Origin of the sequence: Bacillus sp. F56, from assembly GCF_001748205.1 — a bacterium.
GTDB lineage: Bacteria > Bacillota > Bacilli > Bacillales > Bacillaceae > Bacillus > Bacillus stercoris.
The window spans coordinates 21,992-47,251 of sequence record NZ_BDFC01000009.1 but is presented as its reverse complement, the minus strand read 5'-3'; the positions used below and the strand labels follow the sequence as shown (position 1 = coordinate 47,251).

The 25,260-nt window shown below is 46.3% G+C and carries 24 protein-coding genes; 16 read left to right on the top strand and 8 right to left on the bottom strand.

What is annotated here, in order from left to right; all coding sequences use genetic code 11:
- The first annotated feature begins 4 nt into the window (after nt 1-4).
- From BFW96_RS15765 to lnrN, 9 genes are all read left to right on the top strand, one after another.
- A complete protein-coding gene (locus tag BFW96_RS15765; protein WP_069839959.1) occupies nt 5-1,726 on the top strand; it encodes an ABC transporter ATP-binding protein in 1,722 nt (573 codons plus the stop codon).
- Nucleotides 1,720-3,534, top strand: a complete 1,815-nt coding sequence (locus BFW96_RS15760) for an ABC transporter ATP-binding protein (protein ID WP_069839958.1) — start codon at nt 1,720-1,722, stop codon at nt 3,532-3,534. Before BFW96_RS15765 ends, BFW96_RS15760 begins: the two co-directional genes overlap by 7 nt.
- A gap of 153 nt (nt 3,535-3,687) precedes the next feature.
- The gene (gene catD, locus BFW96_RS15755) at nt 3,688-4,092 is read left to right on the top strand and encodes a DoxX family oxidoreductase CatD (RefSeq protein ID WP_014663239.1); all 405 of its coding nucleotides are present in this window, start codon (nt 3,688-3,690) and stop codon (nt 4,090-4,092) included.
- 17 nt (nt 4,093-4,109) lie between these two features.
- On the top strand, nt 4,110-4,967 hold the full coding sequence (gene catE, locus BFW96_RS15750) for a catechol 2,3-dioxygenase (RefSeq protein WP_069839957.1): 858 nt from the start codon (nt 4,110-4,112) through the stop codon (nt 4,965-4,967).
- 117 nt (nt 4,968-5,084) lie between these two features.
- Nucleotides 5,085-6,287, top strand: a complete 1,203-nt coding sequence (gene lnrJ, locus BFW96_RS15745; protein ID WP_083252903.1) for a two-component system sensor histidine kinase LnrJ — start codon at nt 5,085-5,087, stop codon at nt 6,285-6,287.
- The gene (gene lnrK, locus BFW96_RS15740) at nt 6,284-6,946 is read left to right on the top strand and encodes a two-component system response regulator LnrK (RefSeq protein WP_069839956.1); all 663 of its coding nucleotides are present in this window, start codon (nt 6,284-6,286) and stop codon (nt 6,944-6,946) included. The genes lnrJ and lnrK overlap by 4 nt, the downstream gene beginning before the upstream one ends.
- 143 nt (nt 6,947-7,089) lie before the next feature.
- Complete coding sequence (gene lnrL, locus BFW96_RS15735) at nt 7,090-8,025, top strand: linearmycin resistance ATP-binding protein LnrL (protein WP_069839955.1); 936 nt, start codon at nt 7,090-7,092, stop codon at nt 8,023-8,025.
- Nucleotides 8,026-8,037: 12 nt separating this feature from the next.
- The gene (lnrM, locus tag BFW96_RS15730; protein ID WP_069839954.1) at nt 8,038-9,228 is read left to right on the top strand and encodes a linearmycin resistance permease LnrM; all 1,191 of its coding nucleotides are present in this window, start codon (nt 8,038-8,040) and stop codon (nt 9,226-9,228) included.
- Nucleotides 9,229-9,242: 14 nt separating this feature from the next.
- Entirely contained in the window at nt 9,243-10,400 is a 1,158-nt protein-coding gene (gene lnrN, locus BFW96_RS15725; RefSeq protein WP_069839953.1) for a linearmycin resistance permease LnrN, read from the top strand.
- A gap of 75 nt (nt 10,401-10,475) precedes the next feature.
- On the opposite strand, the gene padR is transcribed toward lnrN, so the two are convergent.
- On the bottom strand, nt 10,476-11,024 hold the full coding sequence (gene padR, locus BFW96_RS15720) for a transcriptional regulator PadR (protein WP_069149200.1): 549 nt from the start codon (nt 11,022-11,024) through the stop codon (nt 10,476-10,478).
- A 459-nt stretch (nt 11,025-11,483) separates the two neighbouring features.
- Between padR and BFW96_RS15715 the strand changes: the two genes are divergently transcribed.
- The gene (locus tag BFW96_RS15715) at nt 11,484-12,572 is read left to right on the top strand and encodes an acyltransferase family protein (RefSeq protein WP_069839952.1); all 1,089 of its coding nucleotides are present in this window, start codon (nt 11,484-11,486) and stop codon (nt 12,570-12,572) included.
- A 33-nt stretch (nt 12,573-12,605) separates the two neighbouring features.
- Here BFW96_RS15715 and BFW96_RS15710 read toward each other — a convergent pair whose 3' ends face one another.
- On the bottom strand, nt 12,606-13,223 hold the full coding sequence (locus BFW96_RS15710; RefSeq protein ID WP_069839951.1) for a TetR/AcrR family transcriptional regulator: 618 nt from the start codon (nt 13,221-13,223) through the stop codon (nt 12,606-12,608).
- The gene (locus tag BFW96_RS15705; protein WP_069839950.1) at nt 13,189-14,442 is read right to left on the bottom strand and encodes an MFS transporter; all 1,254 of its coding nucleotides are present in this window, start codon (nt 14,440-14,442) and stop codon (nt 13,189-13,191) included. The genes BFW96_RS15710 and BFW96_RS15705 overlap by 35 nt, the downstream gene beginning before the upstream one ends.
- A gap of 125 nt (nt 14,443-14,567) precedes the next feature.
- Here BFW96_RS15705 and bstA point away from each other — a divergent pair, with 125 nt between their 5' ends.
- The gene (bstA, locus tag BFW96_RS15700) at nt 14,568-15,104 is read left to right on the top strand and encodes a bacillithiol transferase BstA (protein ID WP_014663253.1); all 537 of its coding nucleotides are present in this window, start codon (nt 14,568-14,570) and stop codon (nt 15,102-15,104) included.
- On the opposite strand, the gene BFW96_RS15695 is transcribed toward bstA, so the two are convergent.
- Nucleotides 15,101-16,657 (bottom strand): MFS transporter, encoded by a 1,557-nt coding sequence (locus BFW96_RS15695; protein ID WP_069839949.1) that lies wholly within the window; start codon nt 16,655-16,657, stop codon nt 15,101-15,103. The two genes, bstA and BFW96_RS15695, sit on opposite strands and share 4 nt — an antisense overlap.
- Nucleotides 16,658-16,767: 110 nt before the next feature.
- Nucleotides 16,768-17,250 (bottom strand): MarR family transcriptional regulator, encoded by a 483-nt coding sequence (locus tag BFW96_RS15690; RefSeq protein WP_014663255.1) that lies wholly within the window; start codon nt 17,248-17,250, stop codon nt 16,768-16,770.
- A gap of 171 nt (nt 17,251-17,421) precedes the next feature.
- Here BFW96_RS15690 and mprF point away from each other — a divergent pair, with 171 nt between their 5' ends.
- Complete coding sequence (mprF, locus tag BFW96_RS15685; protein ID WP_069839948.1) at nt 17,422-19,992, top strand: bifunctional lysylphosphatidylglycerol flippase/synthetase MprF; 2,571 nt, start codon at nt 17,422-17,424, stop codon at nt 19,990-19,992.
- Between the two features lie 16 nt (nt 19,993-20,008).
- Here the strand turns inward: mprF and BFW96_RS15680 are convergent, their stop codons facing one another.
- A complete protein-coding gene (locus BFW96_RS15680; RefSeq protein WP_014663257.1) occupies nt 20,009-20,986 on the bottom strand; it encodes an ABC transporter substrate-binding protein in 978 nt (325 codons plus the stop codon).
- A 128-nt stretch (nt 20,987-21,114) separates the two neighbouring features.
- On the opposite strand from BFW96_RS15680, the gene BFW96_RS15675 reads away from it, so the two are divergent.
- The 4 genes from BFW96_RS15675 to BFW96_RS15660 all read left to right on the top strand — a co-directional run bounded on the left by BFW96_RS15675 (nt 21,115) and on the right by BFW96_RS15660 (nt 24,812).
- A complete protein-coding gene (locus BFW96_RS15675) occupies nt 21,115-22,116 on the top strand; it encodes a FecCD family ABC transporter permease (RefSeq protein ID WP_069839947.1) in 1,002 nt (333 codons plus the stop codon).
- Nucleotides 22,113-23,144, top strand: a complete 1,032-nt coding sequence (locus BFW96_RS15670; protein WP_014663259.1) for a FecCD family ABC transporter permease — start codon at nt 22,113-22,115, stop codon at nt 23,142-23,144. The genes BFW96_RS15675 and BFW96_RS15670 overlap by 4 nt, the downstream gene beginning before the upstream one ends.
- Before the next feature lie 114 nt (nt 23,145-23,258).
- Nucleotides 23,259-24,140 (top strand): PhzF family phenazine biosynthesis isomerase, encoded by an 882-nt coding sequence (locus BFW96_RS15665; RefSeq protein ID WP_069149207.1) that lies wholly within the window; start codon nt 23,259-23,261, stop codon nt 24,138-24,140.
- A gap of 87 nt (nt 24,141-24,227) precedes the next feature.
- Nucleotides 24,228-24,812, top strand: a complete 585-nt coding sequence (locus BFW96_RS15660; protein ID WP_069839946.1) for a nitroreductase family protein — start codon at nt 24,228-24,230, stop codon at nt 24,810-24,812.
- Between the two features lie 37 nt (nt 24,813-24,849).
- Here BFW96_RS15660 and BFW96_RS15655 read toward each other — a convergent pair whose 3' ends face one another.
- Together BFW96_RS15655 and BFW96_RS15650 are read right to left on the bottom strand one after the other, a co-directional pair.
- On the bottom strand, nt 24,850-25,041 hold the full coding sequence (locus BFW96_RS15655) for a YfhD family protein (protein WP_014663262.1): 192 nt from the start codon (nt 25,039-25,041) through the stop codon (nt 24,850-24,852).
- A gap of 66 nt (nt 25,042-25,107) precedes the next feature.
- Complete coding sequence (locus BFW96_RS15650) at nt 25,108-25,218, bottom strand: YfhE family protein (RefSeq protein ID WP_003223230.1); 111 nt, start codon at nt 25,216-25,218, stop codon at nt 25,108-25,110.
- Nucleotides 25,219-25,260: the final 42 nt, after the last annotated feature.

Genomic DNA, 25,260 nt, shown 5'->3' with positions numbered 1-25,260 from the left:
TTACATGCAAAAGGCTTTGTCGTTTTTAAAACCATATTCATTGCTTGCGGGAATTGCGCTGATTCTTATGCTGACGGAGCTTGCGGTTGAACTGATGCAGCCTTTATTGATTGCAAAAATCATCGACGATGGGATATTGAAGCAAGATCTGCGGCATGTTTGGACATGGGGCGCGGTCATGATCGGACTGACCGTGCTATCCTTTGCGGCGGGGATGCTGAATTCCTTTTATGCCGCCCATGTCAGCCAAAGCTTTTCCTATGATACGAGAAAAGGGCTTTTTCAAAAAATCCAGTCCTTCTCCTATTCCACATTTGGACAGTTTTCATCCTCTTCTTATATTACAAGGCTGACAAACGACGTCACACAGGTTCAAAATATGATTTTTATGAGTTTGCGGTTTATGCTGCGGGCTCCTTTAATGATTGCAGGCGGCATTGTGCTGTCGCTTGCCGTTAATGTGAAGCTCGGCTTTTTTCTGCTTGTGGCCATTCCGATCCTGATCTTGTTTTTGCTATGGGTATTAAAGAAAGGCGGGGCGCTGTTCCGTTCAGTGCAGAAACGGCTGGATCAAGTGAACACCATCATGCAGGAAAACTTAACCGCAATCAAGCTGATCAAAGCGCTGCTTCGCGGCAGCCACGAGGTCAAAAAATTTATCAAAGCCAACACAAGACTGATGGAAAAAACGGTTTCTGCCTTTCAGCTTGTGGAATTCACGATGCCTGTATTGATGCTTTTGATGAATCTCTGCATCCTGTTGATTTTGTGGGCGGGGGCCTACAGTATCACGAGCGGAAGCACTCAGGTCGGCGATGTTGTTGCGATTATTAACTATGCCACACGAATTACGGGCGCGCTTTCGATGTTTCCGTTTTTGATTATGATTTTCACAAGGGCGAAGGCTTCAGGAGATAGAATCGGCGAGGTGCTTGAAACAGAAGGCGACGAGCGGGAGGAGGGCATCATATCTGATCGTTTGGCGGGACGGATTGAGTTTCAGCAAGTATCTTTCCGCTATCCTGAAATGGACAGGGAAGCGCTCAGAAATGTGTCATTTTCAACAAAGCCAAGAGAAACGATCGCGATTCTCGGTGCGACAGGCTCGGGCAAATCCACGCTTTTTCAGCTCATTCCGAGGCTTTACCAGCCGGATGCAGGCCGCATTTACATAGATGAAAAGCCGGTTCAAGATTTTCCGGCTGAAGGGCTGCGCAGGCAAATTGGATATGTACCGCAGGAGGTTCTCTTGTTTTCAGGCACAATCAAAGAAAATATCGCGTGGGGCAAAGAAAATGCTTCACTAGATGAAATAATGGATGCGGCCAAACACGCGCAAATTCATGAAACGATTTTGAAGCTCCCAAATGGATATGACACAGTTTTGGGGCAAAGGGGCGTCAATCTGTCCGGCGGCCAGAAACAGCGGATTTCCATTGCTAGGGCGCTGATCCGAAAGCCGGCCATCCTTCTTTTGGATGACAGCACAAGCGCGCTTGACCTGCAAACGGAGGCGAAGCTGCTTGAGGCAATCAGCACATACGAGTGCACAACATTGATCATTACGCAAAAAATGACCACAGCCATGAAAGCTGAACAGATTTTGCTGCTTGAGGACGGCGAACTGATTGAAAAAGGCACTCACAGTGAGCTGCTTTCTGAATCTCAGTTATACAAGCGCATTTACGAGTCACAATTCGGAAGGGAGGGGGGCGAGTCATGTTAAAAGACATCCGCAAGCCTTTCCAATATCCCAAACTGCCAATTGACAAAAAAGAAAGCGCGAAAAAGCGGGCGAAAGCAAAGGATACAAAGGGTACACTGAGACGAATCTGGTCTTACTTGGCTGAACGAAAAGGACTTCTCGTACTTGTCATGCTGATGGTTGTCATCAGCGCGATATTCGGGCTCCTTGGCCCCTTTGTGATCGGAAAGGCCATTGACCATTTTATCGTTGGGAAAACGGTCAATGGCTTGATTCCTGTTTTGCTTCTTCTGCTCGCTATCTATATCATTCAGTCCCTGTCGCTCTGGTTTCAAAACTACTGGATGATTACGATCTCGCAGGGCACGGTTTTCAGAATGAGAAGCGAATTGTTCACCCATCTGCATGAGCTGCCGATTCCGTTTTTTGATAAACAGCGGCACGGCGAGCTGATGAGCCGGGTGACGAATGACATCGAAAATGTCAGTTCTACCTTAAACACGTCAGTCATTCAAATTTTGTCAAGCGTGATCACCTTTGTCGGGACCGTTGCGGTGATGCTGTACATGAGCCCGCTCCTTACATTGATTACGCTGACCATTATTCCGGTGATGGCAGCGAGTCTGAAATGGATCACCAACCGAACGGGGAAGCTGTTTAAAGAACAGCAGAAAAATCTTGGTGATCTGAATGGGTATATTGAGGAATCTGTTTCCGGCGCAAAGGTCATTAAAGCCTATTCGCGTGAGAAGCAGATTACTGCTGAATTTCTCGAAAAAAACGCTGCCCTCAAGACGTCGGGCTTTTGGGCGCAGACGATTTCAGGGTTTATCCCGAAAGTCATGAACTCTTTGAATAACTTAAGCTTTACAATGATTGCGGCAATTGGCGGTCTGTTCGCGCTGAAAGGCTGGATCTCGATCGGCTCAATCGTCGTCTTTGCCGAGTATTCAAGACAATTTACACGTCCTTTAAACGATCTGGCCAACCAGTTTAATACGATGCTGTCCGCAATTGCCGGCGCTGAACGGGTATTTGACGTGCTTGATGAAAAAGAAGAACGCGAGGATGAAAAGAACGCCGTGCATCAGCCTATCCAAACAGGAAGCATTGAATTTCGGGATGTGTCCTTCGGTTACGATAAAGGGCGACAGACACTGAAGCATTTACAGTTTACCGTGCCTGCCGGGCAGTCCATCGCGTTTGTCGGGCCGACGGGAGCGGGAAAGACGACCGTCACCAACCTACTCGCCCGTTTTTACGAGCCTGACGAAGGAAAAATTTTAATCGATGGTACAGATATTAAAACCCTTACTAGAGCAAGCCTGAGAAAAAACATGGGATTTGTTCTTCAGGATTCGTTTTTGTTTCAAGGAACGATCAGAGAAAATATTCGCTACGGCAGGCTTGATGCTTCTGATCAGGAAGTAGAAACAGCTGCAAAAACAGCAAATGCCCATAGTTTTATTGAAAGGCTGCCAAAAGGGTACGACACCGTGCTGACGCAAAACGGCTCGGGCATCAGTCAAGGACAGAAACAGTTAATTTCTATAGCGCGGGCGGTGCTTGCCGATCCGGTTCTTCTCATTTTGGATGAAGCAACAAGCAACATTGATACCGTAACGGAAGTCAACATTCAAGAAGCGCTTGCCCGTTTAATGGAAGGAAGAACAAGCGTCATCATTGCCCACAGGCTGAATACCATTCAAAGAGCGGATCAGATTGTGGTGCTGAAAGACGGCGAAATGATTGAAAAGGGCAGCCATGATGATCTGATCCGGCAAAAAGGATTTTACAGCAACTTATATGAAAGCCAATTTGAGAAATAGACCTTTGTCCTGCACAGAGGTCTTTTTTGTTACAGTTTTATAGTACTTTTATGTCATTTTCGTAAAATGTAACAAAATTACTTGACGTAAACAAGTTATGTATATATACTAGCTTACATTAAGTAAGTGATAACATTTATCAAGGAGGATCAAATGAATAAATCATTTGAAATTGGCACATTACTTTTAAGGGTTATTACAGGTATTATCTTTTTTGTCCACGGTTTGTCTAAGTTTCAGGGAATGGAGGGCACCATCCAATTTTTCGGCAGCATAGGCCTTCCAAGCTTTATGGCGTATGTCATCGCAGCGATTGAACTCATTGGCGGAGTGCTTGTCTTCTTCGGATTGGCTACACGTATTGTCGGTGTACTATTCGCGCTTACACTGATCGGCGCCATCATCACAGTTAAGCTGAAAGCGCCATTCATGGGCAATGCAGAATTTGATTACCTTCTGCTTTTGACATCCATCCACCTGGCGCTTACGGGAAGCCGATTCCTGGCGCTGGACCCATTAGTGTTTAAAGGAAAAAAGAACACAAACGTATCAGCATAAGAAAAGAGGCATACAGCATGACAAGCATTCATGAGGATACACACATTGGCTATGCCAAACTCACAATCCGCAGTTTGGAGCGTTCCCTTCAGTTCTACTGTAACGTCATCGGTTTTCAAGTCTTAAAAAAGACGGATCACCGAGCTGAATTAACGGCTGACGGGAAACGCATCCTGCTTATTCTTGAAGAAAATCCAAGCGCCGTCGTCTTGCCTGAACGGTCTGTAACAGGCCTTTATCACTTTGCGATTCTTCTTCCGGACAGGAAGGAACTTGGGATCGCGCTCGCCCGCCTGATTGAACACGGCATTGCCATCGGGCATGGAGACCATGCTGTCAGCGAAGCTCTCTACCTGTCTGATCCTGACGGAAACGGCATTGAAATGTACGCTGACCGCCCCCGCAGCACGTGGCAGCGTGACCGGGAAGGGAACTACGTCATGACGACAACCGCTGTTGACATTGAAGGCCTTCTGGAAGAGGCAGGAGATGAGCGGAAAACTGCGCTTCCCAACGATACAATCATCGGACACATTCATCTGCATGTCAGTGATTTGAATGAAGCAAAAGCGTTTTATACAGATGTGCTGGGCTTTGACATTGTCGGAAACTATGCGGGCATGTCCGCTCTCTTCGTTTCAGCCGGAGGCTACCACCATCATATCGGCTTAAACATTTGGGCGGGAAGAAACGCGCCGCCCAAACCGACAAATGCCAGCGGACTAGACTATTACACGGTTGTCCTACCTCATCAAGAGGAGCTGGATCAAGTGGCTGACCGAGTCAAACGCGCCGGATATTCGATCGAAGAAATGGAAAACAGCTTCCGCGTGAAAGATCCTGTTTCCGGGACCCATATTCTATTTGTGAATTGACTGCAATCCCCTTGCCGAAAAAACGGCAGGGGGATTTTTTATTTTCCAGAAACTCCTGTCAAAAATGCCCTGAGGCAGGTATGATAAGAAGGGAATTGGGTATCGGGAGTGATGAGCGTGAAGGCTCTTTTTTTTACGAGAATGTTCACCTTGATGGTGAGTTGTTTAATGTATTTGTCCATTGTCAAAGAGGATAACTGGTTTGGATATGTATTTATCGCAGCAGGTGCTGCCATGTATGCAGCCAATCATGTTTTGCTGACAAAAGAGACAAGTGCCATCTGGTTCTGCCTGATTGATATTGCAATCGGCTTTTCGTTCGGCTTTATCTTTCCAGGCACAGGTTTGTTCATTATTATGCTTTGTCCGGTTGCGGTCGCCTTTTTTCTGCGCGGGTTTCCTAAAAGAACAGCATGGTCTGTCTTATGTCTTTGTTCTATTTTGTTTTTGATCGTCCTCATCCGTACATATGCGATGTTCGGCAATGAATTTGTCATTGATCATTTGACCAGCATGACATTCGTTGTCTTCTGCGGTGTCGTGGGCAAATTAATCCGCAAGCTGTTGGATGCGCAGGAAACGGCAAAACAGCAGTACCGGGAACTGACGGAATCCCACTTGGCGCTGTCTGCTGCCCACGAGGAGCTGCATTTATATGCGAAGCAGGTTGAAGAGCTGACCGCCATTTATGAGCGGAACAGAATGGCAAGGGAAATCCATGATACAGTCGGACACAAAATGACGGCGCTCCTCGTTCAGCTGCAGCTTTTGCGTGAATGGCAAAAAAGAGACAGCCAAAAAGCGGATGAGACAGTCGGTGTCTGTGACACGCTTGCCCGTGAAGCGCTTGATGATGTCCGCTTATCAGTACGCACCCTGCAAACGGAAAACGATCCTTCGCTAATCGAATCGCTGAAACAGCTGACAGAAGACTTTTATAAAAATGCAGGAGTCACAATCGAATTTGCGGTAAGCGGCGATCCTGCAATCATCCCGCTGTCTCTTCATCCGACCCTGATCAGAACGGTGCAGGAAGCACTGACCAATGCCAAACGGCACGGCGGCGCCACAGCTTGTTCGATACAGCTTGCCTGCACAACGGACAGCGTAAGCCTTGTCATTAAGGATGAAGGCAAAGGAAATCCCGAAACGGCACTTGGCTTTGGTCTCTTGAATATGAAAAAGCGGGCAGCGGAGCATGGCGGAATGATCCGCTTTGAGAGCGAACGGGATCAAGGGTTTACTGTAATCGCCGAATTTTCACTGGCTAATAAAAAATGGAGCTTCGGGCCCGCGCAGCAAAAGGAGAATTTATCATGATTAAGATCATCATTACCGACGATCAGGATATCGTCAGAGAAGGGCTGGCATCCCTGCTTCAGCTCCGAGAAGAGCTCGATGTGATCGCAACGGCGCGAAACGGACAGGAAGCCTTTGAAAAGGCGAAAGAGCTGGAGCCGGATATCGTGTTAATGGACATCCGCATGCCAATCTCCAATGGTGTCGAAGGAACAAAATTGATTACAAGCTCTTTGCCCGGCGTAAAGGTTTTGATGCTGACAACCTTCAAGGACTCAGAGCTGATTGCTGAAGCACTTGAAGAAGGAGCGAGCGGATACCTGCTGAAGGACATGTCGGCAGATACGATTGTAAAAGCGGTCATGACTGTTCATTCTGGCGGAATGGTGCTTCCTCCGGAACTGACCGCCCAAATGCTGAACGAATGGAAACGTGAAAAACAGCTGAAAGGAATAAATGAGATAGAAAAACCTAAGGAGCTGCTCGACTTGACCGAGCGCGAAATCGAGGTTCTGGCTGAGCTGGGGTACGGGCTGAATAACAAAGAAATTGCTGAAAAGCTGTACATTACAGAAGGCACAGTCAAAAATCATGTTTCAAATATCATCAGCAAACTGGCTGTCAGGGACAGAACCCAAGCCGCCATTTACTCGGTCAGATATGGTGTATCTGTCTTTTGACATATGACGTTTTGCATATGTATTTCTCTAAAAAGGCCTTTTACAGGCCTTTTTTTCATGCCTTACATTCTATCCGGCGCTACATGCCGCACGCCTTTCTTTTTTCTACAATGGTAATGGGAGTAAAAAAGGAGTGAAACAACGTGCTGCAAGCAGAAAACATCAAAAAGGCATATGGAAAAAAAACAATTGTGAAAGGCATTTCATTTTCCCTCCAAAAGGGGGAGTCATTCGGACTGCTCGGGCCAAACGGTGCGGGAAAATCCACAACCATCTCGATGATTTCCGGCCTTGTGCCGCATGACAGCGGGAACATCACAGTCGGCGGCTGTGTCATCGGAAAAGAAACAGCTAAAGCGAAACAAAAAATCGGCGTTGTCCCGCAGGAAATTGCTTTATATCCGACGCTGACGGCTCATGAGAATCTTATGTTTTGGGGAAAAATGTACGGACTTACGCACGGTCAGGCCAAAAAAAGATCGGCAGAGGTTCTTGAATACGTCGGCCTGACTGAGCGTGCCAAAGATAAAATTGAAACATTCTCCGGAGGGATGAAGCGAAGAATCAACATCGGTGCGGCTTTAATGCATAAGCCCGAGCTGCTGATTATGGATGAACCGACTGTCGGTATTGACCCTCAGTCAAGAAATCATATTTTAGAAACGGTGAAACAGCTCAACGAATCGGGCATCACGGTGATCTATACGAGTCATTACATGGAAGAGGTTGAGTTTTTATGCGATCGGATCGGAATTATTGATCAGGGCGAAATGATTGCGATCGGTACAAAAACTGATTTGTGCAGCCGTCTTGGAGGCGATACCATCATTCAGCTCACAGTCAGCGGGATCGATGAAGCGTTTCTTTTTGCAATCCGTTCATTGGCTCATGTGAATGATGTAACAGTACATGATTCAGAGCTCAAGATTGAGATTGCTGCGGCTCATCATGAGAAAGTCGTCACCAGCCTGCTTGCTGAAGCCGCTGCCCATCATATAAACCTGCTGTCCCTCCAGGTGCAGGAACCGAATCTGGAACGCCTGTTTCTGAATCTGACTGGCCGCACGTTGCGGGATTAGGGGGGGACGGCTATGAAAAAAAGCATATGGATCGCATGGAAAGATGTCAAAATTAGAATCACAGACAGAAAAGGGTTTATGATGCTTATCCTAATGCCGCTGATCCTAACCTGTATTTTAGGAGCGGCGCTCGGATCAGTTGTTGACGGAGGCAGCGGGATTGATGAGATCAAAGTCGGCTACGTTCAACCAGATCAGTCAGATGCAGCGAACATGTTTACAAAAGATGTGCTCAAAAAAATGAAATCGATAAAGGCCACACAAGCAAACAGCGAAGACAAGATGAAGAAACTGCTTGATGAAAAGAAAATCGATGTAGGTATTGTCATTCCGAAACATTGGGAATCCGGCAAAACCTCAGCTGTAGTTTATGCCGCTCCTGATCAAACATTAAAAAGTTCCATCATCGAAACCGCTGCCAGCTCTTTTATAGACCAATATAAAGCGGTAAAAGAAGCCGCGTCAGCTTCAATGGATTACGTCAGCAAAACGGCAGCTGTCAAACAAGGAAAACTTGATCCTGCACAGTTTGCGGAAAAGCTGACAAAGACGCTTGAAAGAGAAACGGGTGACAAGCTTACTATTGCGGAAAAATCTGTCGGCAGCAAGACAGTTACCAGTTTTCAATACTATTCGGCTGCAATGCTTTGCATGTTTATGCTGTTTCATATGACTGTCGGGGCGAAATCATTTTTACAGGAAAAGGATACGGAGACGCTTGCCAGAATGCTGATGACGCCCGCGCAAAAATCTGTCATTCTCTTCGGAAAGTGGCTTGGGACATATCTGTTTGCCATCATACAATTTTTCATATTTCTGATCGTCACAATCAATGTTTTTGGTGTGGACTGGGGCGGCAATCTGCTGTTTGTGAGTGTTCTCGGGCTTTCTTACGCCGCTGCTGTATCCGGCATTTCAATGCTGCTTGCGTCCTTCCTCAGCGATATGAAATCTGCGGATGCGATCGGCGGCTTCGGTATTCAATTGCTTGCAGTTCTCGGCGGGTCCATGCTGCCGCTGTACCAATTTCCGGACGTCTTGCAGTCTGTATCCAAAGCTGTGCCGAATCGCTGGGCGCTTGACGGCTTTCTTTCTTTAATGGAAGGGGGAGGCTGGACTGACCTTCAAAAGCCTGTGCTTCTTTTTGCGGGGATTGGGCTTTGCTCACTTGTAATTGGTATCAGACGGCTTCATACAAGATAAGGAGGTACACCAGGGTGAAAAAAATCATAGCCATTTGCGGCATTGAGCTTTCTCTCATTTTTAAGAAGCCGCAGAACTATTTAATCATGTTTGCTGCCCCGCTTTTGCTTACCTTTGTATTTGGGAGTATGCTCGGCGGAAATGATGATAAAGTGCGGCTTGCAATCGTTGATCAGGACGACACGATTCTCTCACAGCATTATATTCGGCAGCTGAAGGCGCACGATAATATGTATACATTCGAAAGCATGTCTGAAAACAAAGCGTCAGAAAAGCTGAAACAAAAGAAAATTGTCGGGATCATCGTCATTTCCCACACGTTCCAGACACAGCTGGAAAAAGGCAAACATCCTGAGCTGATTTTCCGTCACGGCCCCGAGCTGTCGGAAGCGCCGATGGTCAAACAATATGCAGAAAGCACATTGGCAACGCTCAATATTCAGGTTATCGCGGCGAAAACGGCAGCTCAGACAGCGGGAGAGAGCTGGAAGGCGGCGTATAAAACATTTTTCGCCAAAAAACATGAAGATTCAGATCCGGCTGTAAAACGACAGACGCTCAGCGATAAAAAAGAGGGTGCGGAAGCGAGTGACACAGCCTCCAGAGCAGCAGGCTTTTCCATCCTGTTTGTCATGCTGACCATGATGGGAGCGGCTGGAACCATTTTAGAAGCAAGAAAAAACGGCGTCTGGTCCAGATTGCTTACAACCTCAGTCAGCCGAGTGGAAATCGGTGCTGGGTATGTGCTGTCCTTCTTTGTCATTGGCTGGATTCAATTTGGCATATTGCTTCTCGCAACCCATTGGCTGTTTGGCATCAACTGGGGGAATCCGGCTGCGGTTATGGTATTGGTCTCGCTATTTTTGCTGACCGTTGTCGGCATTGGATTGATGATTGCGGCCAATGTCAGAACGCCAGAACAGCAGCTCGCTTTTGGCAACTTGTTCGTCATTGCAACGTGTATGGTGAGCGGAATGTATTGGCCGATCGACATTGAACCGAAATTCATGCAATCCATCGCTGAATTTCTCCCCCAAAAGTGGGCAATGAGCGGGCTGACTGAGATTATTGCTAACGGTGCCCGCGTCACAGATATTCTCGGGATCTGCGGCATTTTGCTTGCATTTGCGGCGATCACTTTCGCAGCGGGGCTGAAAGCGCTCCGAGCTTAAAAAAATCATCTGTCCGAGGGACAGATGATTTTTTTATGTGGGCAAACCCATGCATTACGTAAAGGCCGCTCCCGGTTAATCCTTATCGATCATAGCTAAAATCGATTCCAGCCAAGAAACGTAATTTTTCTCTCTCTCCAGCGCTTTCGTCAGCACGAGGTAGTGGCCGAAGTCCGGTGAAGAAAACGACATCGGCTCTGCTGAAGCCATAAGCTTTTCATAGCTTTCCTGCAGGTCAGACAGCTTGGCCTTGCGTTTTAGAAGCTGGTCTGTAAACAATTCTGAAGCCTCCTGCCGTGATAGAGAAGAAATAAAGTATGCCTTCAGCATAAATTCATCCTTCACCGTCTCCGGTATCGGCTGATGGCGGATCAGCCAGTCATGCAGTTCCTGCTTTCCGCTGTCTGTCAGGGTGTACATCTTTTTCTCCAGCTTTGTGCCCTGAATCGTTGTCCGGAACGTGATAAATCCTTCATCCGTCAGCTTTTTGAGCTCAGGATAAATCTGGCTGTGCTTGGCGCTCCAAAATTGGCCAAGCTCCTCTTTAAAATAACTCGTAATGTCGTATCCACTCAATTCGCCTTTTCGCAAAAGCCCTAATATGGCGTATTTTAATACTCTCATGCTATCCTCCGTGTCTATGGCTGTTTCGCAAAACAGATGAGCCGGTGCTCATCTGTGATTCTAACTGCCTATTCCCCTTATTATAGAAAAGGGAGGAAGGGAACACAACCGGGCCACTTGGGAAATGAAAATAAAAGGTATGTCAGACGTATCCGATTCATCTCCATCGATGATATAAAAGAGATTTACATTTAATTTTAGAAAAATATAAACGATATTGTTTTTTTATGTATAATGGGGAATCCTCTCATAATATGAGCCGCAATATCTATATCTCCATAAAACAACCTGCTGTCTCCGTTACAGCGGATTTTTTCGTCTGAGAAAGCCATAGGGTCTTATGACCTTAGTCTATCATGCATACGTCACTATATGACATCAGGCACTTTTTCAAATAGAACAGACATGTTAAGGTACAACCATCGATTTCTGTCAATTTGAAATAAAAGGAGCGCTGTCATGCAAATTAAAGAAATTTTTATGATCCGCTGCATTTCGTGCTTAAGTGTCGTCCTGCTCCATATCATTTCAATGGTCCTGATGCTTCAGGCAGAAGCTCTTGCAGATATTTCTCACACTGTTGATTCTTTCCGTACCCTCCTGATGTTCAGCACGCCCGCTTTTATTTTCATCTCTGAATTTTTACTGGCGCGTTCTTATCCTGACGGGGTGCCGGACGGTTTTTTAAAGAAGCGGGGAAAAGTGATTTTTGTTCCTTTTTTATTTATCGCGGCCATTGATGCCCTGCTGATGACCAGTGCGATGGGGGGAGAGATAACCTTTCTCGCGTTTGTGCAAAAGTATCTGGCGAATGTATTCCTAGGAAACTTTATCGGGTACTTCATTCTCGTCATCTTTCAGTTTTACATTCTGCATATGATGTTTCATGAGTATTTGAAAAAAGCATCTCTGAAATGGGTGCTGTCTATCTCATTTGTGGTGACAGCCGCTTATTTAAGCTTTTTCTCGGCAGTCAGCCCGGCTCCTGCTTCTGAAGAGGGCGGGTCATTTCCGTTTTTCTGGGTTCCGTTCGCAGGCTGGCTTTTCTACTTTTGTCTAGCCTACTATTGCGGAAAAGAGTACAAGCGTTTCTTAGCGCTGCTGAACCAATACCGCTGGGTCGTATACGGTTGCGCAATTGCTTCTGGTGCGCTGGTTGTCACTGTTTCTTATGTCGGCGAAATCGGCATGATCAGCTCGAAGCGGCCTGATATCATGCTGTATTCGACAAGCATGATTTTCCTGTGCTTTCACTTGTTTTCTAAAATGAAGCATGTGCCGAAAATCATGATGTTTATCAGCAACTATTCCTTTTCGATTTATCTGCTCCATGCCTATTTTATGATGATAGGCTACGTGTTGCTTTTGAATATGCCCGAAATTCCCGCCGTACCGGCTGTTCTCCTGTTGTTTGCCGTGTGTACAGTCGGCCCGATTCTGACCTCGTGGGCGCTGAATAAGTTCAAATACGGTTATTTATTTGTGGGGAAGGTTTATCAGCCAAAACAGAAGAAGGTAATAGTCGAAGTGCGTGATCACGCAGGGTAAAAACAAGCGGCAGGGGGCTCCTGCCGCGTTTTTTTATTTCTCATCCGCTTGCAGAACTGTTTTTAAATATAGTTTTGCAGACTGAGCAAGTCCAGATACATCAGCCTTTTCTTCATCGAAATACAGGGCGTTTTGAATGATGCCGTCATTCATATTGAGGAAAAACTTGGCGATAGTCGCAAGAGGCTGAACCGGCTGAAACTCTCCCTGATCAATCCCTTTTTGCAATAGCTTTGAAAACCTTTCCACAAAAAGATCATACCGCTTCTCCAAGTACTGCCGTCGCTCTTCATTCCGCCAAGCTGTCACTAAATATTCAAATTGCACCGGCGCCAGCGTATCTGCTACATCACGCAGACCCTCAGTCAGTTCGTCCAAATAGATTGAAATGGCGGCCCAAACACTTTGGTGTTCAGCTGATTTATCAAGCTTACGGAGTCCTTCATCCAGCCCTGTTTCAATAATGCGGCGAAACATCTCCTCAGTGCTTGAAAAATAAAGATAGACACCGCCTCGGCTGAAACCTGATTCTTCCACAACGTCCTTCATCGTCGTTAATTCGAATCCTTTTCGTTTAAAAACCGTTTTGGCAGCCTCTAAAATCTCTGCCTGCCGTTTATCCTTGTGCTCCTTTGTTACTTTCGGTGACAAGATATCGCCTGCTTTCTGAAACTTTCTTACCTATAAGTGTAATCAACCCAATCATGATCAGCAAGCAGCCACAGACAAGAAAAGCAAGTGAAACACCGATCCATTCCGCCAGCACGCCCCCGCCCGCCATGCCGAGGATGGAGGCGAGGGTTGTCGCGCTTTGAATGGCGCCGAACACCCTGCCGCTGTAATCGACAGGCACTGTTGTTTGCACGAGAATTTGAAATGGAATATGGACGAGGCCGAAAGCCGCCCCCATGATGAAAAAAGCAAATATAAAAAGAGCCATGCCGGCAATGCCCATGCCGGTTAGAAATGGCACACTTCCAGTCGCTAGTCCAAGAAGAAGGGTCCCAGTTGAGAAATAAAGCAAATAAGAAGTGATCTGCCGTCTGCCGGCAATGACCGCCGTAAGGAGCATTCCGGCGCCGCTTACGGCCATGCACCAGCCTGCAAGCTCGGGCGGAGCTCCTGAAAAGGAGCGGATAAGAATAATCGCTTGGGAATCACCAATCTGCAAAACAAAGAGAACGACACAAGCTGTGAGTAAGCCTGTTAAAAGCAGCGGCATCCGTTTCAAAAACTGAAGGCCTTCCTTGATAGAGGTAAGTGCTGATGTTTTTTCTTGAGGTGTATTGGCTTTTTGTAAAAAAGCATCTCTGGGGAGGAAAAACAAAATGACAGCGGAAAGAAAGAAGGCGCCGGCGTTTATATAAAAAACAGAATGTATCGAGAAAGCAGCGATCAGCGTGCCGCCGAGAGCAGGGCCAAAGATTTTTGCACTATTATCAATGATGCTGCTGACGGAAACAGCCTGCTGGAGGTGTGCTTCCAGTGCCAATTCCTTAAGCTTTCCGTTTTTAGCAGGTGAAAAAAGTGAAGAAAAACAGCTCTGAATGCATAGCAATACGTAAAGCTGCCAAAGCTCACTGACATAAACGCAGCTGATAACGGTGAGGGCACGGCCGATTTCAGACAGAAACATAATCGTTTTTCTGTCAAAACGGTCGGCGAGTAGGCCCGATACAGGTCCAAGTACAATGACAGGCAAAGCAAATGACATCATTAAAAACGACATATCTAATGGTGAAGCATCCAGCTGAAAAGCGGCTAACGTTAGCACGGCCAAAATGTGAAGCCAGTCTCCAAGTGAAGAAATGGTTTGTGAGGCTAACAGTGTCATCAGCCCTTTTTGAGTGCGAAACAACGGTTTTTCCATGATTCATCCTCCTAAATAATAAAAATGACACTAGTGTCGTTTTTTTATTGTATGGGAAAAAGACGCAAGACACAATCTTTTTCTTGTAAAATAAAGGAGAAGAGTGAAAAGAAGGGGGAACATGCATGACAACAGACAACCTAAGCTACCCAATAGGAGAATACAAGCCGAGGGAATCCATATCGAAGGAGCAAAAAGATGAATGGATACAAGCCCTTGAAAAAGTGCCTGCCCAACTGAAGCAAGCCGTAGAAGGCATGACGGACAGCCAGCTTGACACACCGTACCGGGACGGTGGATGGACCGTTCGGCAAGTTGTTCATCATCTGGCTGACAGTCATATGAACAGCTATATTCGTTTTAAATTGAGCTTGACGGAAGAGACGCCGGCTATCCGTCCGTATGATGAAAAAGCATGGTCGGAGTTAAAAGACTCGAAAACGGCAGATCCGAGCGGTTCACTCGCCCTTTTGCAGGAGCTTCACGGAAGATGGACGGCTCTGCTCCGCACTCTGACGGATCAGCAATTTCAGCGCGGGTTTTATCACCCTGATACAAAGGAGGTTATTACTCTGGAGAACGCGCTCGGCCTGTATGTCTGGCACTCACATCACCATATCGCTCATATTACAGAGCTTTCCAAACGGATGGGGTGGTCTTAACGCTTTTGCCGGCGGAAAGCTGGAATACTGATAGCGGCAATCACTAGCAGTGAGATCACAGCAGCCGCTGCATATAAATGGTCATAGCCGCTGGCGACACTCGCATGAATGGCGTCGCTTATCGCGGCTTTGACTTCAGGAACGGGAATGCGTTCAACTTGTTCTTGTAAAGTAGAAACATCAGAACTGTCGATCTCCGGAATCATCTGCCTCGCCTTTTCTGAATGCCCGCTGTCCGATAAGCGGCTCTTGATTTCATCACCGATTTGGTCGAACCCGGCTGTGATAAAACCTGCGTAAAGAGTAGGCGCCAAGGTCAGTCCAATTTGTCTTACTAATGAAAGCGTGCCAAGCGCTGTGCCCTTATTTGTTTTAGCCGCCTCTGATACAAGGACGTTCAGCGGAGCCCCTAAGAGAAAGCCAAAACCGATCCCAGCCACCACACTTGCGATCATAAACTCCCATTTTTCTGTCACCCAAAGCGGAAATAAAGCAAACCCCGCACATGAGATGATTCCCGAAAGAATAACGGTTTTTACAGGACCTTTTTTGTCGGTAAGCGCTCCGCCAAGCCAAGCGCCGATTCCGGAAGCCAACGCAAGTGGTGTCATCCAATAGCCTGCTTTTGCGGCAGGGACTCCTAAATACTGCTCGACATATGACGGGATAAAAATGACTGCCGCCAAGAGTCCCCCGGATAACAAACCGATGATAAGCGTGCGCTGAAACATGTTGTTTCGCAGCAGAGAATACGCCAAAATCGGATCGCCCCCGCGCATTTCAACTCTCTTTTCATACGTAATAAGCGCTGCAAAACAAAGAATGCCAAAAATAATACATCCATAAACCTCCGGATTTCCCAAGCTGTTTAAGAGATTTGCCCCGTCAAGGTTTGTCATGCCGTACATCACGGCTAAAATCGACAGGGACAGAAGAAAGATGCCAGCCGTATCGAGGCGTTTAGCCTCAGGCGCTTTTGTTTCCGCAATAAAACATGCGCCGAAAACAACCAATAGCACGGCAATCGGCAAATTAATCAAAAACAGCCAATGCCAAGACCCGGTCCAATCAAGCAGAAAGCTCCCGATATTGGGTCCGAGCACAGCGGCCATCCCGTTCATTGCGCCAAGCAGCCCAAGCGCCTTTCCTTGTTTTTCCTTTGGAAGCGTAGCGAGAATGTGCGAGCTGCCGATGATGAAAATCCCGCCGCCGCCAAGCGCCTGAATCAGCCGCGATATCAGAAAGAGCGGGAAGCTTTGGCTCAAAGCAACAAGCAAAGAACCAAGTCCGAACAGGCAAACCTCAATGAGAAAGAGTTTTTTTCTGCCGTAGCGGTCGGAAAGCTTTCCGACGATTGGCACACTGACGCTAAGACCAAGCGTATAAAGGGTGATGCCCCATGATCCCCAGGAAGGAGAAACGGCAAACGACTCGTTTATCGTTGTTAAAGCAGCCGAAATAATTCCGTTATCTAAAGCAGCCATAAACACGCCAATCGTAAACAGGCTGATTGCCCACTTTTGGCTTTTCTGCTTTGTTAATGCTTCAGACATATTCATCACTCCTATTTAGTTTACTCAAAATTTATTATTCATTTTAAGTGAACTAAATGTCAAATAAAAAAAGCCTGTTTCCGCAGTTTGCGGATGACAGACTTGCAGATCTATTCTTTTTTCGCTTTCTCTAATGCTCTTGAAAGGATAGACAACCCTTCGGAAACAGCCTGCTTTTCTTCAGGGGACAGCAGCTCCAATGAACGCTTCAATTTCAGGTGGCCTTTTTCATACAAACCCCGGAAAATATTTTTCGCATTCTCTGTCAACTGAACAACCACTGAGCGGCGGTCCTCTTCAGAATGTGAGCGTTTGACAAATCCTGATTTTTCAAGCCGGTCAAGCAGCCCTGTTGTATTAGACAGGGAAGCCCCCATTTTTTCAGCAATGTCACTCACTTTCAGTGTTCCATGGTTGTTTAATAGCATCAGCACTTTCATTTGCGGCATGCTCATATCCAGCTTCATCCATTCGGACACATCACCGAGCCCGGCAGAAGTTAAGACTTTCATATAGAGCACCCATATTTCCCGCTCCTCCGATGAAAGAATGTTTTCGTTTAGTACCGTTGTATCATGTAAATTATATTCCATTTCATCACTTCCTCATCATTCACTCCTCTTATCATATTACTCGATTTCTACTCCTGAAAGAAAGTGAGCAGAAACTGCATGCGGGACTTTGTCCGAGAAATAACGGTAGTGTATAATGAGTTGGAGATTATTGGGGGAGAGATTCGAACTAGAATATGATTGGAGAGACCATTGCTGATTAAAAAGAATGCTTTATCAATATTAAAAATCGTTTTTCCTATTGCTGTTTTGCTATTTGTTATTTATCAATCGAAAAAAGAACTGACAAATCTGTCTTTCAAACGTACGCTCATGGTCATCAACGGGCTGGAACGAACAGACTTATTCATACTTGTGTTTGTCGGCTTGCTGGCTGTAGCGGCCATGTCTCTGTATGATTACGTCCTGAAATACTCACTGCGCCTATCGATCACAAACGGAAAAGTATTCAGGGTTTCTTGGATCGCCAATTCATTTAATAATGTGCTGGGATTCGGCGGTTTAGCCGGAGTCGGGTTAAGAATGATGTTTTATAAGGAGCATACGAAAGACCATAAGGCTCTCGTGAAAGGAATCGCCTGGCTCACATCCTCTATGCTGCTCGGATTATCTGTTTTCAGCATTTTCGTCGTTGCCCGAGTGCTGCCGGTGGATGAAGTCATTCATGAAAAGCCTTGGCTGTGGGCGGTCGTTATCGGGTTTGCGCTGATTTTACCGCTATCCTTGGCAGTGTCCAAAATAAATGACCGCAAAGCTGGGGACGAAGAAAATGCGGATAAAGTGAAAAATCCGATTTTCGCATATATTGGAGCTTCCGTTGTTGAATGGCTCATGGCCGGGATCGTCATCTATTTTGCTTTGTTCGCTATGGGCGTTCATGCTGATATCAGGTATGTGTTCGGAGTGTTCGTCATTGCGGCGATCGGCGGGATGATCAGCCTCGTGCCGGGCGGCTTTGGTTCGTTTGACCTTTTGTTTTTGCTGGGGATGGAGCAGCTTGGCTATCATCAGGAGGCCATCGTTACTTCTATTGTGTTGTACAGGCTCGCCTATTCATTTATCCCATTCATTTTGGGACTATTCTTTGCCGCAGGCGACCTGACGGAAAATACAATGAAACGGCTCGAAACGAACCCGCGCATCGCACCGGCAATTGAGACGACAAACGTTCTGCTTGTTGTTCAGCGTGCGGTATTAGTGAGAATTTTGCAAGGCTCGCTTTCGCTTATTGTGTTCGTAGCAGGCCTGATTATCCTGGCCTCAGTTTCCTTGCCGATTGACAGGCTGACGGTTATACCGCACATTCCGCGCCCGGCTCTTTTGCTGTTTAACGGTCTGTCCTTAAGCTCAGCGCTCATTCTGCTGATATTGCCGATCGAGCTTTATAAACGGACAAAACGCTCCTATACGATGGCCATTACAGCACTTGTCGGCGGGTTTGTGTTCAGCTTTTTAAAAGGACTTAACATCAGTGCGATATTCATACTGCCGATGATTATCGTATTGCTTGTGCTATTGAAAAAACAATTTGTCCGCGAACAGGCATCTTATACACTGGGACAATTGATTTTCGCTGTAGCGCTGTTTACTGTGGCACTCTTTAACTACAATCTGATTGCGGGCTTTATTTGGGATCGGATGAAGAAGGTGCTGCGTCATGAATATTTCGTCCACAGCACCTCGCATATTACACATGCAACCATCATGGCAATCATCATTGTGCCGCTGTTCTTCTTTATATTTACAGTGGTCTATCATAAGAGAACGCGACCGATCGGAGAGAAAGCTGACCCTGAGCGTCTTGCTGCGTTTCTCAATGAAAAAGGCGGCAACGCGCTGAGCCATCTCGGCTTTCTTGGAGATAAGCGGTTTTATTTTTCAAGTGACGGGAATGCATTGCTTCTGTTTGGGAAAATCGCCAGAAGGCTGGTCGTGCTCGGCGACCCGTCTGGGCAAAGAGAATCATTCCCGCTCGTGCTGGAAGAGTTTCTGAACGAAGCGCATCAGAAGGGATTCAGTGTTTTGTTCTATCAAATTGAACGAGAGGACATGGCGCTGTATCACGATTTTGGCTACAACTTCTTTAAATTGGGCGAGGAAGCATATGTAGATTTACATACATTTACCTTGACTGGGAAGAAAAAAGCCGGCCTTCGGGCAATCAATAACCGCTTTGAGCGGGAGGAGTATACTTTCCATGTGGATCATCCCCCATTTTCTGATGCGTTTCTGGAGGAGCTGAAACAAATCTCAGACGAATGGCTAGGTTCGAAAAAGGAGAAGGGATTCTCGCTCGGATTTTTTGATCCTGCCTATTTACAGAAAGCGCCGATCGCCTATATGAAAAATGCAGAGGGAGAGATCGTTGCATTCGCAAATGTCATGCCGATGTACCAGGAAGGAGAGATATCGGTTGATCTGATGCGCTATCGCGGCGACGCTCCAAATGGCATTATGGACGCATTGTTCATCCGCATGTTTTTATGGGCAAAGGAAGAGGGCTGCACGTCATTTAATATGGGAATGGCACCCTTGTCCAATGTCGGCACTGCCTTTACATCCTTCTGGTCAGAAAGGTTTGCTGCTGTCATTTTTAACAATGTCAGATACATGTACAGCTTCAGCGGCCTAAGGGCCTTTAAAGAAAAGTACAAACCGGAGTGGCGCGGGAAATACCTGGCGTATCGGAAAAACAGATCTCTTTCTGTCACCATGTTCCTCGTTACACGTCTGATTGGCAAAAGCAAAAAAGACTCCGTCTAATAAGACGGAGTCTTTTTTATTTCGTTTTTAAGAAATAGGTTTCAATATCATCAAGCAGGTAGTTTGCGGCTTTAATTCCGCCTGCGGTTGTCCACACGACGTCGTCGACTTCATGTGCGTTACCAGACTTCACGGCCTTTAGGTTTTTCCATAATGAACTGCTTGTCCACTGATTGGCCCATTTTTCATTTTCCTTTGCATTATCGGCTTTATATGTGAAATAAAACAGCACATCGGCATCCATATCAGGAATGGACTCTTTACTGTCTGTTGAGAACGTAAATTGGTCCTTTTGCTTCTTGAACAGTTCTACTTGTTTTTCAGGGCGTTTGAAGCCAAGCTGGTCTAAAATAATTCCTGAGAATGAATCAGTATAATAGATTCTTGATTCACCGGATAAAAAGCGTACGACAGAAACTGTTTTGTTGGTCTGGTCGCCAAGCTTTTCTTTTAAATCGGCAGCGCGTTTATCAAAATCGGCAATGGCTTTCTTGCCTTTGTCCGCCTTGTTCACCGCGTTGGCATATAAAGTCAGGTTATCCTTCCAATTCCCGGCCAAGGATTCAGCAAAAACAGTCGGTGCAATCGCATTTAGCTGATCATAAATTTTTTCCTGGCGCACTTTGTTTCCAATAATCAAATCAGGCTTTAATTCTGCGATGGCTTCTACATTCGGTTCTGTTTCAAGGCCGACGTTTTGAACACCTTTCATGTCATCCTTCAGATAGTCATACCACGGGTCGCCCTTCCATGACTTCACGGCGCCAACCGGCTTGATGCCAAGCGCTAAGAGCGCCTCTGTGCCTTCGTTTGTTAAAACAACAATCCGTTTTGGATTTGCGGGAATATTGTCTGATGTTCCCATTGCATGTTTAACCGTTCTGGTTTTGCTGTTTGACTCCTCGCTGTTGCTTGAACTTTCTGAACTATTACAGGCAGAAAGTACGACAAGGGTCATTAAAAATACGAATAGCATGCTGATATGCTTTTTCATCTTTTTCCTCCCGATATTGAAATTCATTATCATTTAGATCATAATAAGCAGTGGTGAGAGTGTCAATCCCTAATTGAGGATTATTCTCAAAAACAAACAATACATAGTAAATCTGGGAGAATGAGATCATGATCTGCAAAAAGGCATCTTCAAAATGGATTACGTTATTATGTCTGATTTTCATTTTACTGGCAGCTGTCTGCGCAAGTGTTGTGTACGGTTATACAGGTACGTCATGGGGACAGGTCTATCAAGCGTTTCATTCCTTCAACGGTACAAATGAGCATGTCATCATCAAGGACGTCAGGCTTCCGCGTGCTTTGGTTGCCACAGTCGTCGGCGCTTCGCTTGCAGCCGCGGGAGCACTCATGCAGGCGCTCACAAAAAATCCGCTTGCGTCACCGGGAATTTTCGGAATAAACGCCGGTGCCGGCTTTTTTATTGTGGCCGGATCGTTTTTTCTGCATATTCAATCACCTCAGGCACTAGTATGGAGCTCGTTTCTCGGGGCAGCATTTACCGCTGCGATCGTCTACGCAGCAGGCTCGCTTGGGAGAGAAGGGCTGACACCAATCAAATTGACGCTGGCGGGCGCTGCCATGGCAGCCATGTTTTCTTCTCTGACGCAAGGCTTGCTGTCTGTCAACGAACTTGAGCTTGCCCAGGTGCTTTTTTGGCTGACTGGCTCTGTGCAGGGCAGGAGTCTGGGTCTGCTGATGACGATGTTTCCATATGCAGCGGCAGCGCTGGTAATCTGCTTTTTTCTTGGCCAAAAAATAAATCTCCTTGTGATGGGAGAAGATGTGGCAAAAGGACTCGGCCAAAAAACGGGCCTGCTGAAATTCGTGATGGCGCTTTGTGTTGTCTTGCTAGCAGGATCTGCTGTCGCCATTGCCGGGCCGATTTCCTTTATCGGCATCATTATTCCGCATTTTTCCAGGTTCGTCGTCGGTAATGATTATCGCTGGGTTCTGCCGTTTTCCGCTGTTTTGGGTGCCATTCTGCTTGTTTCCGCGGACATTGGTGCGCGATATATCATTATGCCTCAGGAAGTTCCTGTCGGGGTCATGACCGCCATCATCGGAATGCCTGTGTTTGTGTACATCGCAAGAAGGGGGGCGAAGCTATGAAACTTCGTTTTGGCGTTACTGCGGCTGAAAAGAAAGCGTGGATCGTCTTTTTGGTTTTACTGGGATTAACAGCTGCTGTCCTCATCATAAGCGCCGGTCTTGGACAAAGGTTTATTCCTCCCTGGGATGTAGCAAAAACATTCTTTGGCGCAGGTTCCAAGCTGGATGAACTGATGATCATGTCGTTCCGCATGCCAAGAATTTTGACGGCTTTATGCGCCGGCGTTTGTTTGGCAGCGGCAGGCGCGATATTGCAGGGACTCGTCAGAAACCCTCTCGCATCTCCGGATATTATCGGAATAACGGGAGGAGCGGCAGTAGCTGTCGTACTTTTAATGATGTTCTTCTCAGACCGCAGCAGTTCACTGACGATCAGCCTGTCATGGCTTCCAGCGGCCGCATTTATCGGCGCCTCGGCTGTCGGTCTCATCGTCTATTTACTGGCATATAAAAATGGCGCCTCCACATTTCGGCTGGTGCTTATCGGAATCGGATTTTCTATGTCGGCGCAGGCGATGACGACCCTGCTGATGATCAAAGGTCCGATTTATCGGGCATCACAAGCCAATGTATATATCACTGGGTCAGTTTATGGGTCAAACTGGGGGCATGTAAAAATAGCTATTATCTTATCTGTCATTCTCCTATTCATTTGTTTTGTCGCGCTGAAAAATATGAATATACAGGTGCTGGGTGAAGATATTGCGGCGGGTGCGGGAAGCGCTGTGCAGCGAAATCGTTTTTTCTTGCTCCTTTTGAGTACGGCTCTTACGGGTTGTGCAGTTTCAGTTGCCGGCACAATCGGTTTTGTCGGGCTGATGGCGCCCCATATTGCAAGACGGCTTGTCGGCTCATCTTATGGCGCGCTGCTTCCGGCGTCGGCACTTATTGGGGCTCTGCTCGTCTTAACAGCTGATATTGTCGGCAGAACCTTATTTGCTCCGGTGGAAGTTCCAGCCGGCGTCTTTACAGCGGCTATCGGTGCCCCTTATTTTATTTATTTGCTCTATAAAACAAGAAACTCTTGATCGTTACGCCCATTTTCTTGAAGAAGAAAATGGGTTTTTTTATTAATAACTGAAGATTCGTAATTATTTTTGCTATACTGACAGAGACATTGATAAAGAAAGGGCGGCAGATGAATGAAAGAAGCAGAGGTATTAAAATATGAAGCATTTACAAGCAGTCCCGGAAAAGGAAACCCCGCAGGCGTCGTATTGCAGGGAGACGATTTTACTGAAAACGAGATGCAGATCATAGCCGAGCGTGCCGGGTATTCAGAAACCTCCTTTATCCGAAAAAGCGAGTCGGCCGATCTTGAACTCCGTTACTTTACCCCTGGACACGAAATGAATTTGTGCGGTCATGCTACAGTTGCTTCTCTTTACGCATTATGTGAGAAAGGGATGCTGGAGAGCGGTAAAACGTACAGCATCCAAACGAAAGCCGGAATACTGCCTGTGAACATTTCTGAAAAAGATGGCCGCATTCACATTACGCTTGAACAGGCCTCCCCGCAATTCAAACCATTTACAGGCGATCGGGAAAAACTTGCGCACGCACTGGGAATCACCGAAGAAGATTTTCATGAAGATCTTCCGATTGTATTTGGCAGCACTGGCATATGGACAGCCATCGTACCGCTTAAATCATTAGAGGCTTCTAAAAAGATGGTGCCAGATAACAAACAATTTCCGAATGTGTTAGTTGATCTGCCAAAAGCTTCAGTCCATCCGTTTACCTTTGAAACCGTTCATCCTGACAGCGACCTGCACGGACGCCACTTTTCATCCCCGTATTCGGGAACAATTGAAGACCCAGTGACCGGCACAGCGTCCGGCGTGATGGGGGCTTATATGAAACATTATGGCAATGCCGAGCAGCATAAATTTATCATTGAACAAGGGCAGGAAATCGGAAAGGACGGAAAAGTCGAAATCGAAATGAACGAAGCGGACGGCCATGTGAAAGTGAAGATGACAGGAACGGCCGTTTACTCAGAAACGCGTATTTTTAACATCTAATACGGATGATGGTTTACAACAAGATGCACTTTCCGTTATCATTATGAAATGATAATCATTTTCAATTGGATAGGAAGGTGAAACGGTATGCCTCAAACCGAACAAATACATCAGCACTCAGAACTGCGGGACATCATACGCAGCAGAAGATCGATTCGAAAGTTTAAACAAGGGCCAGTACCTGCAGAAGTCATTCTTGACATGCTTGAAACGGCAAAATATGTGCCAAATCACAGAGTAACAGAGCCATGGAGATTTATTTACGTTTCCAGTGAGACAGGTAAAGCGAACCTCATCAATACATTTGCAGCGTTCTCTAAGAAATCCAAGCCGGATATGACAGAGGAAAAGCTTCAAAATTTCAAAAACACACTTGGGCGCGTTCCGGGTTTTCTGCTCGTCGTATTTCAGGAAGATGAAAACGAAAGAGCGCGAGACGACGATTTTGCGGCAACAAGCTCATTGATTCAAAACCTTCAGCTTCTTGCTTGGGAAAAAGGAATCGGCATGGTTTGGAAAAGCGGAAAAATCCTATACGACAAAGAAGTCCATCAGGCCTTTGGTTTACAGGATAATGAACGCTTCGCCGCCATCATACAAACGGGTTATCCTGACGAGTCGCCGGAAGTGAAAAAACGCACACCGATCCGCGACCGGTTCACTGAAATGTAAAAAACCCCTTGTCTCAAACGGAGACAAGGGGTTTTTATTAACGAGATTTCTTTTTCGCTCTGTTGTCGGCTGCTTTCGCACGCTCTTGCGCTTCGCGGTCATTTGCATCAGCAAGCTCGCTTGAATATTCTTCGTAAACGCCGTCAGTTTCCCTTTTTAATGCATCGGGAACTTGTGGAAGCTTTTGTTTGTTTTTATCACGGTTTTTGTGGATATGATTTCTGCCCATATCAAATTCCCCCTAAAAAGTGATATCAAACAAAGATAGTATTTGGTTTTAAGGGGCTATGTATTCCTACTTCCGCTTAGCAGCTTTTTCCGCTTTTTTAAATTCGCCTGAATAAAGAACTTCCTGCATTTTCTTCAGGTTGGCGCCTTGCTGGTGCTTCTCCCTCTTTTTTTCCATAAAAAGGACCTCCTTCAACCATGTTATCCTTAAGGTTGACGC